Source organism: Streptomyces sp. NPDC003327, assembly GCF_053589515.1.
In genome coordinates this window covers 26,472-36,028 of record NZ_JBSFSA010000057.1, presented here as the reverse complement: position 1 = coordinate 36,028, position 9,557 = coordinate 26,472, and the positions used below count along the sequence as shown (strand labels likewise).

The 9,557-nt window shown below is 72.0% G+C and carries 6 protein-coding genes; 5 read left to right on the top strand and 1 reads right to left on the bottom strand.

Annotated elements, in window-relative coordinates:
• The first annotated feature begins 336 nt into the window (after window positions 1-336).
• The 5 genes from lpdA (at window position 337) to ACWDVG_RS28880 (ending at window position 8,502) form a co-directional block, all read left to right on the top strand.
• Window positions 337-1,725, top strand: coding sequence for a dihydrolipoyl dehydrogenase (lpdA, locus tag ACWDVG_RS28900; RefSeq protein WP_451703465.1), 1,389 nt, complete (start codon window positions 337-339; stop codon window positions 1,723-1,725).
• A gap of 62 nt (window positions 1,726-1,787) precedes the next feature.
• The gene (gene sucB, locus ACWDVG_RS28895; protein WP_451703464.1) at window positions 1,788-3,560 is read left to right on the top strand and encodes a 2-oxoglutarate dehydrogenase, E2 component, dihydrolipoamide succinyltransferase; all 1,773 of its coding nucleotides are present in this window, start codon (window positions 1,788-1,790) and stop codon (window positions 3,558-3,560) included.
• Window positions 3,561-3,691: 131 nt separating this feature from the next.
• Window positions 3,692-4,315, top strand: a complete 624-nt coding sequence (locus ACWDVG_RS28890) for a GntR family transcriptional regulator (RefSeq protein WP_451703462.1) — start codon at window positions 3,692-3,694, stop codon at window positions 4,313-4,315.
• 290 nt (window positions 4,316-4,605) lie between these two features.
• Complete coding sequence (gene aceE, locus ACWDVG_RS28885) at window positions 4,606-7,311, top strand: pyruvate dehydrogenase (acetyl-transferring), homodimeric type (RefSeq protein WP_451703459.1); 2,706 nt, start codon at window positions 4,606-4,608, stop codon at window positions 7,309-7,311.
• 219 nt (window positions 7,312-7,530) lie between these two features.
• Entirely contained in the window at window positions 7,531-8,502 is a 972-nt protein-coding gene (locus ACWDVG_RS28880; RefSeq protein ID WP_451703456.1) for a helix-turn-helix transcriptional regulator, read from the top strand.
• Between the two features lie 28 nt (window positions 8,503-8,530).
• Here the strand turns inward: ACWDVG_RS28880 and ACWDVG_RS28875 are convergent, their stop codons facing one another.
• Window positions 8,531-9,460 carry an SDR family oxidoreductase gene (locus tag ACWDVG_RS28875; protein WP_451703454.1) on the bottom strand — a complete coding sequence of 310 codons (930 nt, stop codon included), beginning with the start codon at window positions 9,458-9,460 and terminating at the stop codon, window positions 8,531-8,533.
• Between the last annotated feature and the right edge of the window lie 97 nt (window positions 9,461-9,557).

The window sequence follows — 9,557 nt, the reverse complement described above, 5'->3', positions numbered from 1 at the left end:
TGACCTCGGGCGCAAGGCACACCGCGACGGCCCCGGGCGGCCCGCCCGGGGCCGTCTCGGCCGTTCGCCCGGGGCGTCGCGGGTGGCCGCCCGGGGCGGTCGCGGGTGTTCGCCCGCGACGAAATCCGTAGGTTCGCACGCCGCGGCGGGCCTCCGTACGGACGATCGGCCGGTCTCATCCACCGGCCCCGCGTCCCGCGGTCCGCCAACAAGTGCGAAGATGGGTTCTCGGCAGGACAGGGCCCCCACCACAGGGCCGAAATAAAGCGGCCGAACACCAGCCGCCGCCCGGTCACTGACGACCGGCGACGAGCGCACATGCATGGAGGACGTGACGTGGCGAACGACGCCAGCACCGTTTTCGACCTAGTGATCCTCGGCGGCGGTAGCGGCGGTTACGCCGCGGCGCTGCGCGGAGCGCAGCTGGGCCTGGACGTCGCACTGATCGAGAAGAACAAGCTCGGCGGCACCTGCCTGCACAACGGCTGCATCCCGACGAAGGCCCTGCTCCACGCCGGCGAGGTCGCCGACCAGGCGCGCGAGGCCGAGCAGTTCGGTGTCAAGGCCTCCTTCGAGGGCATCGACATCAAGGGCGTGCACAAGTACAAGGACGACGTGATCTCGGGCCTCTACAAGGGTCTGCAGGGTCTCGTCGCCTCCCGCAAGGTCACCTACATCGAGGGCACCGGCCACCTGTCCTCGCCGACGTCCGTGGACGTGGACGGCCGCCGCGTCGAGGGTCGTCACGTCCTCCTCGCCACCGGTTCCGTGCCGAAGTCCCTGCCCGGCCTCGAGATCGACGGCAACCGGATCATCACCTCGGACCACGCGCTGACCCTGGACCGCGTCCCGGAGTCCGCGATCATCCTGGGCGGCGGCGTCATCGGCGTCGAGTTCGCCTCGGCGTGGAAGTCCTTCGGCACCGACGTCACGGTCATCGAGGGCATGAAGCACCTCGTCCCGGTCGAGGACGAGAACAGCTCGAAGCTTCTTGAGCGCGCCTTCCGCAAGCGCGGCATCAAGTTCAACCTCGGCACCTTCTTCCAGAGCGCCGAGTACACCGACAACGGCGTCAAGGTCACCCTGGCCGACGGCAAGACCTTCGAGGCCGAGGTGCTGCTGGTCGCCATCGGCCGCGGCCCGGTCTCGGCCGGCCTCGGCTACGAGGAGCAGGGCGTCGCGATGGACCGCGGCTACGTCCTGGTCGACGAGTACATGCGTACCAACGTGCCGACGATCTCGGCCGTGGGCGACCTCGTCCCGACGCTCCAGCTCGCCCACGTCGGCTTCGCCGAGGGCATCCTCGTGGCGGAGCGCCTCGCGGGCCTCAAGCCCGTGCCGATCGACTACGACGGCGTGCCGCGGGTGACGTACTGCCACCCCGAGGTCGCCTCCGTCGGCATCACCGAGGCCAAGGCCAAGGAGATCTACGGCGCGGACAAGGTCGTCGCCCTGAAGTACAACCTCGCGGGCAACGGCAAGAGCAAGATCCTGAAGACCGCGGGCGAGATCAAGCTCGTCCAGGTCAAGGACGGTGCCGTGGTCGGCGTCCACATGGTCGGTGACCGCATGGGCGAGCAGGTCGGCGAAGCGCAGCTGATCTACAACTGGGAGGCGCTGCCGGCCGAGGTCGCGCAGCTCATCCACGCCCACCCGACGCAGAACGAGGCGCTCGGCGAGGCCCACCTGGCCCTCGCCGGCAAGCCTCTGCACTCCCACGACTGACGCTCACGTCATCAACGGGCGCGACGACCACTTTCCGCAATTCGTTAGGAGCAACTGAAACCATGTCGGTTTCCGTAACCCTGCCGGCGCTCGGCGAGAGCGTCACCGAGGGCACCGTCACCCGCTGGCTCAAGGCCGAGGGTGAGCGTGTCGAGGCCGACGAGCCGCTGCTCGAGGTCTCGACCGACAAGGTCGACACCGAGATCCCCGCCCCCGCCTCGGGCATCCTCGCCTCCATCAAGGTCGCCGAGGACGAGACGGTCGAGGTCGGCGCCGAGCTGGCCATCATCGACGACGGCTCCGGCGCCCCCGCGGCCGCCGAGGCCCCCGCCGCTGAGCCCGCTCCGGCCGCCGAGGCCGCTCCGGCTCCGGCCGCCGAGGCCCCGGCGCCGCAGGCCACCCCGTCCACCGAGGTGCAGGAGCCGGCCCCGGCCCCGACGGCCGAGGCGGCCTCCGGCGGCGGTTCCGCCGAGGGCACCGACGTCGTGCTGCCCGCGCTGGGCGAGTCCGTCACCGAGGGCACCGTCACCCGCTGGCTGAAGTCGGTCGGCGAGACCGTCGAGGCCGACGAGCCGCTGCTCGAGGTCTCCACGGACAAGGTCGACACCGAGATCCCGGCTCCCGCCTCCGGCGTGCTGCTCGAGATCGTCGTCGGCGAGGACGAGACCGCCGAGGTCGGCGCCAAGCTCGCCGTCATCGGTGCCGCGGGTGCCGCTCCGGCCGCCCCCGCCGCCCCGGCCCCGGCCCCGGCCGCCGAGGCCCCCGCCGCCCCGGCCCCGGCCCCGGCTGCCGCCCCCGCCCCGGCCCCGGCCGCTCCGGCCCCGGCCGCTCCGGTCGCCGCCCCGGCTCCGGTCGCCCCGGCCCCGGCCGCCACCACCCCCGCCCCCGCCGCCGCACAGCCGGCGGAGGACGGCGCGTACGTGACCCCGCTCGTCCGCAAGCTCGCCACCGAGAACGGTGTCGACCTGGCGACGGTCAAGGGCTCCGGCGTCGGCGGCCGCATCCGCAAGCAGGACGTCCTCGCGGCCGCCGAGGCCAAGAAGGCCGCCCCGGCTCCCGCCGCCGCTCCGGCCGCCGCCGCGCCGAAGGCCCCCGCCCTGGAGGCCTCCCCGCTGCGCGGCCAGACGGTCAAGATGACCCGCATGCGCAAGGTCATCGGCGACAACATGATGAAGGCGCTGCACGGCCAGGCCCAGCTGACCTCGGTCGTCGAGGTCGACATCACCAAGCTGATGAAGCTGCGCGCCCGCGCCAAGGACGCGTTCGCCGCCCGCGAGGGCGTCAAGCTCTCCCCGATGCCGTTCTTCGTGAAGGCGGCGGCCCAGGCGCTGAAGGCCCACCCGGTCATCAACGCCCGGATCAACGAGGACGAGGGCACGATCACCTACTTCGACACCGAGAACATCGGTATCGCGGTGGACTCCGAGAAGGGTCTGATGACCCCGGTCATCAAGGGCGCGGGCGACCTCAACATCGCCGGCATCTCGAAGAAGACCGCGGAGCTGGCCGGCGCCGTGCGCGCCAGCAAGATCACGCCGGACGACCTGGCGGGCGCCACGTTCACCATCTCCAACACCGGTTCGCGCGGCGCGCTCTTCGACACGATCATCGTGCCGCCGAACCAGGTCGCCATCCTGGGCATCGGCGCCACCGTGCGCCGTCCGGTCGTCGTCAACCACCCGGACCTGGGTGAGACGATCGCGATCCGCGACATGACGTACGTCGCGCTGTCCTACGACCACCGTCTGGTGGACGGCGCCGACGCGGCCCGTTACCTGACGGCCGTCAAGGCGATCCTCGAGGCCGGCGAGTTCGAGGTCGACCTCGGTCTGTAAGGCGCGTCGAAGGCGCGTCGCCGGAAGGCAACGTAACAAGCCTCACCTGCGGTGTCCCCGTCCGGATGTGTTTCCGGGCGGGGACACCGCCGTATTGTCTAAGGGTCAAGAACTCCCGGAGGAGCCGCTACATGACCGTCCCCGTCGTCCACTCGCTGCGCGAGCAGATCCGCGAGCACATCGTGGAGGGGATCGTCAGCGGCCGCTGGAAGCCGGGCGAGCGGATCGTGGAGCGTCGGATCGCGACCGAGCTGGAGGTCTCGCAGACCCCGGTCCGGGAGGCGCTGCGCGAGCTGGAGTCGCTGCGGCTGATCGAGTCGGCGCCCAACAAGGGCGTCCGGGTGCGCAATCTGACCGCGGCCGACCTGGAGGAGAGCTACCCCGTACGGGCCGGTCTGGAGCAGATCGCCGCCGAGCTGGCCGCGCCCCGCCTGTCGGCCGACTGCTCGGCCCTGGAACCGCACGTCACCGCGCTGTACGAGGCGGACGCCACGTCGGACGGCACGGCGCAGGTGCGGCACACGGTGGGCTTCCACCGGGAGCTGGTGAAGGCGGCCGGGAACAGCGTGCTCCTGCACACCTGGGAGGGGCTCGGCATCGAGGTCTTCACGGCCCTGTCGATCCGCTGGCTCGGCACGGTGCAGAAGTCGTACGCGGAGGAGCACCAGGAGCTGGTGGAGGCGTTCCGCAGGGGCGACCCGCAGATCGGCGCCCTGGTGAAGGCGCACGTCCTCGGCTGCGCCCCGCGCGCCTGAGCACCCGGTGCACCGCGGGCCCCGCTTCGGCGGGGCTCCGCTCATTCGTGCGTCCGGGGCCTCAGTCGACGCCGTTCCGGCCGGTCCGACCTGCGAAAACAAGGCACCGGGTGCCCTTTTTCGCGGCACCCTGTGCCGACTTTCTCGTTCTGAAGAATTTTCCCCCTTCAACCCTTTGATCGATCATCGATCGCCGGTTTACAGTCGTCGGCGGGCCGCACCCGGCCCTTCGCCCTGTCCTGCCAGACAAGGCCCCATCTCCACCCCCACCTGTCCGGAAGGCGGCGATCATGACCGATCCCGTAGGCAAGATTCCGAGCGAGCTCGACCAGCTCCCGGACCGTGACACCGAGGAGACCGCCGAGTGGGCGGCCTCCCTGGACGCCGTCACCAAGGCCGCCGGCCCGCACCGGGCCGCCTACCTGATGCGCCGCACGCTCCAGCACGCCGAGGGCGCGGGCCTGACCCTGCCCAAGCTGCTGGAGACGGACTACGTCAACTCCATCCCCACCTCCGCGGAGCCCGCCATCGAGGGCGACGAGGAGATGGAGCGGAAGATCACCGCCTGGAACCGCTGGAACGCCGCCGCCATGGTCACGCGCGGCTCCAAGTACGGCGTCGGCGGCCACATCGCCACCTTCGCCTCCGCGGCCTGGCTCTACGAGACCGGCTTCAACCACTTCTTCAAGGGCAAGGAGTCCGGCGACGCCGCCGGCTCCGGCGACCAGCTCTACATCCAGGGCCACGCCTCGCCCGGCATCTACGCCCGCGCCTTCCTCGACGGTCGGCTGAACGAGACGCACCTCGACAACTTCCGGCAGGAGTCCGGCGGCAACGGCCTGCCCTCCTACCCCCACCCGAGGCGCCTCCCCTGGCTGTGGGAGTTCCCGACCGTCTCCATGGGCCTCGGCCCGCTCTCCGCGATCTACCAGGCGCGCTTCAACCGCTACCTGACCAACCGCGGCATCAAGGACGTCTCCAGCTCCCACGTCTGGGCCTTCCTCGGCGACGGCGAGATGGACGAGCCCGAGTCGACGGCGGCCCTCGCGCTCGCCGCCCGCGAGGGTCTGGACAACCTGACCTTCGTCATCAACTGCAACCTGCAGCGCCTCGACGGCCCGGTCCGCGCCAACTTCAAGATCGTGCAGGAGCTGGAGGCCCAGTTCCGCGGCGCCGGCTGGAACGTGGTCAAGTCCCTGTGGGGCAACGCCTGGGACGAGCTGTTCGCGCTCGACACCACCGGCGCCCTGGTCCGCCGCCTCCGGCAGGTGCCGGACGCGCAGGTCCAGACGTACCAGACCCGTGACGCCGCCTACATCCGCCAGGACTTCTTCGGTGCCGACCCGGCGCTCGTCGAGATGGCGAAGCTGCTGAGCGACGACAAGATCCTGGAGTGCTTCCACCTCTCCCGCGGTGGCCACGAGCCGCGCAAGGTGTACGCCGCGTACAAGGCCGCGCTGGAGTTCAAGGGCGCGCCGACCGTCATCCTGGCGCAGACCGTCAAGGGCTTCACCCTCGGTGAGGGCTTCGCGTCGAAGAACGCGAACCACCAGATGAAGAAGCTATCGACGGACGAGTTCAAGAACATGCGTGACCTTCTCGAGCTGCCGATCTCCGACAGCCAGTTCGTCGACGGCGTGGTGCCCTACGGCCACCCGGGCGCCGACGCCCCCGAGGTCCGCTACCTCCAGGAGCGCCGCGCGGCGCTCGGCGGCCCGGCCCCGGCCCGTCGCGTCCACCCGCTCGCGCCGCTGCCGGCCCCGGCCGAGAAGGCCTTCGCCGCCTTCGACAAGGGCTCCGGCTCGCAGTCGATCGCCACGACGATGGCCTTCGTGCGCCTGGTGAAGGACCTGGTCCGCGACAAGGAGACCGGCAAGCGCTGGGTCCCGATCGTCCCGGACGAGGCCCGCACCTTCGGCATGGAGTCGCTCTTCCCGTCGCTCGGCATCTACTCGCCGAAGGGCCAGACGTACGAGCCGGTCGACCGCGACCAGCTGATGTACTACAAGGAGGCCGTCAACGGCCAGATCCTGAACGAGGGCATCACCGAGGCCGGCTCCATGGCCGACTTCATCGCCGCTTCGACGTCGTACGCGACGCACGGCGAGGCGATGATCCCGTTCTACATCTTCTACTCGATGTTCGGCTGGCAGCGGACCGCCGACCAGATGTGGCAGCTCGGCGACCAGCTCGGCCGCGGCTTCCTCGTCGGCGCCACCGCGGGCCGTACGACGCTGACCGGTGAGGGCCTCCAGCACGCGGACGGCCACTCGCCGGTGATCGCGGCGACGAACCCGGCGGCCCTGACGTACGACCCGGCGTTCGCGTACGAGGTCGCGGCCATCGTCAAGGAGGGCCTGCGCCGCATGTACGGCGAGGCGGCCGAGGGCGAGGACCGGGACGTCTTCTACTACCTCACCGTCTACAACGAGCCGATGCCGCAGCCCGCCAAGCCGGCCGGGGTCGACGAGGGCATCATCAAGGGCCTCTACCGCTTCAACACGGCCGAGTCGGCCGGCCTGGAGCTGCCCGCGAACGCCCCGCGCATCCAGCTGCTCTCCTCGGGCACGGCGATCCACTGGGCGCTGGAGGCGCAGAAGCTGCTCGCCGCCGAGTGGGGCGTGGGCGCGGACGTGTGGTCCGCGACCTCCTGGACGGAGCTGCGGCGCGACGCCCTGGAGGCGGACGCGGCGCTGCTGCGCGGCGAGGAGCGCACCCCGTACGTACGCCGTGCGCTGGCCGGCGTCGAGTCGCCGGTCCTCGCGGTCTCCGACTACATGCGCCAGGTCCCGGACCAGATCGCGCAGTGGGTCGAGCAGGACTGGTCCTCGCTGGGCGCCGACGGCTTCGGCCTCTCGGACACGCGTGACGCGGCCCGCCGCCACTTCGGCGTCGACGCCCAGTCGATCGTGGTCGCCGCGCTGGCCCAGCTGGCGCGCCGCGGCGAGGTCCGCGCGACGTCCGTGAAGGAGGCGCGCGAGCGCTATGGCCTCTGACGGCCCGCCACCAGGGCCTCGGCGAGTGAGCCGAAGGGCGCCGCGGGCGCCGAAAGGGAGCGCGCGCGGAGGCCCGAGGAACGAGGGCCGAGCACGGGCGACCGTCGGCGGACGCTGAAGGCGCCCGGAGGCGAACCGAGCCTGCAAGAAGAAGGGGCCGTGCTCGTACGGAGACGTGCGGGCACGGCCCCTTCGGCGTGCGCGTGGCAGGGTGGGGGGATGCGTGCCGCCCGTCTCATCAAGATGGTCCTGCTGCTCCAGTCGCGTCCGGCGATGACGGGGGCCGAACTCGCCGCCGAGCTGGAGGTGTCGGAGCGGACCGTGGCGCGGGACGCGCTCGCGCTGTCCGAGGCCGGGGTGCCGGTGTACGCGGACCGGGGGCGGGCCGGCGGGTACCGGCTGGTCGACGGGTACCGCACCCGGCTCACGGGGCTCGCGCGGGGCGAGGCCGAGGCGCTGTTCCTGTCCGGGCTGCCGGGCGCGCTGCGGGACATGGGCCTGGAGGCGAGCGCCTCGACGGCCCGGCTGAAGGTGTCGGCCGCGCTGCTGCCCTCGCTCAGGGACGCCCCCGCGTCGGCGGCGCAGCGCTTCCACCTCGACGCCCCCGGCTGGTACCAGGAGCCGGAGACCCCGGAGTTGCTGCCGGCGCTCGCGGAGGCCGTCTGGGACGACCGGTGCGTCGAGGCCCGCTACCGGCGCGGCGACGGCGAGGTGGAGCGGGAGCTCGAACCGTACGGTCTCGTCCTGAAGGCGGGCGTCTGGTACCTGTGTGCCCGCGCGGGCGGCTCGTTCCGCACCTACCGGGTGGACCGGTTCACGGCGGTGGCGGTGGGCGAGCCGTTCGTACGGGACGGGGAGTTCGACCTGCCGGGGTTCTGGTCCGAGCGGGCGGCGGAGTTCGCCCGCTCGCTGCTCCGGGCGGAGGTCGTGCTGCGGCTCACGGAGGCGGGGGCGCGGCGGCTGCCGTACGTGACGGACCGGGCGGCGGCGGAGCGGGCGCTGGCGGCGGGCGTCCCGGAGGAGGGCGTCCCCGAGGAGGGGCTGCTGCGGGTGGTACTGGCCGTGGAGAACGAGGAGGTCGCCTTCGGACAGCTGCTCGGGCTCGGCCCGGAGGCGGAGGTCCTCGCCCCGGCGGCGCTCCGCGAGCGGTTCGCGGAGGCCGCGCGGGCGATGGCGGCACGCTACCGGTAGTCCTCCGGCGGCCCGGCGCGGTCGTCCGTCACCGGTAGTCCTCCACCCGGGTGTCCGGGTCCGTCTCCTTGGCCAGGATGAAGCCCCAGGAGTCGGGGCGTGAGCCGTCGGCGTCGGTGAAGCCGTACTCCCTGGCGAGCTGTCCGCTGTCGAGCGCCCGGCCGTTCCAGCGGGCCCGGTCGGGGTCGGCGGCGAGGGCGGCGACGGCCCGGCCGACGTACACCGGGGACTCGGAGACGGCGAAGTCGGGGAGCTGCTCCGTCGCGTCGCGCCAGTTCTCCTCGGTGACGCCGAAGTGGGCGAGCATCTGCTCGGAGCGGAGCCAGCCGGGGCTGACGGAGACGGCCGTGCCGCCGGTGTCCGCCAGTTCCTTCGCGAGGCCGAAGGCCATGCGGATCGGGGCGTTCTTGGCGAGGTCGTAGAAGAGGTTCTCGCGGTAGTGGGTGCCGTTGTAGGCGGAAGTGCCGTCGGTGACCTCGACGACGAGTCCGCCGGGGTGGCGGTTGAGCAGCGGCAGGGCGGTGTGGGAGGTGATGACGTGGGTGCGCACGCCGAGTTCGAGCATGCGCAGGCCGTCGGCGAGGTCGATCTCCCAGGTTTTCTTGCCGAAGGTCTCGACGAGGAGGTTCTCGCCGCCCCAGACGTCGTTGACGAGGACGTCGAGCCGGCCCCGCTCGCGGTCGACGCGCTCGACGAGGGCGCGGACCCGGTCGGCCTCCAGGTGGTCGGTGGGGACGGCGATGCCCTCGCCGCCCGCGGCCGTCACCAGTTCGGCGGTCTCCTCGATGGTCTCGGTGGCCCGGCCGACCTCGCTGATCCGCTCGCGGGTGGTCCGGCCGGTGACGTAGACGGTCGCTCCGGCGGCGCCGAGCTGGACGGCGATGGCCCGCCCGGCGCCCCGGGTGGCTCCGGCGACCAGGCAGACGCGTCCGCGCAGGGGTGTGTTCTCTGTCGTCATGCGCACCAGGCTGACAGCCAAAGGCGCCATCTTCTGTCCGGATTGATTTCGGGCATTCCGGGTGCGTCGCGCTGCCGCAGCCACGATGCTGGTGCCG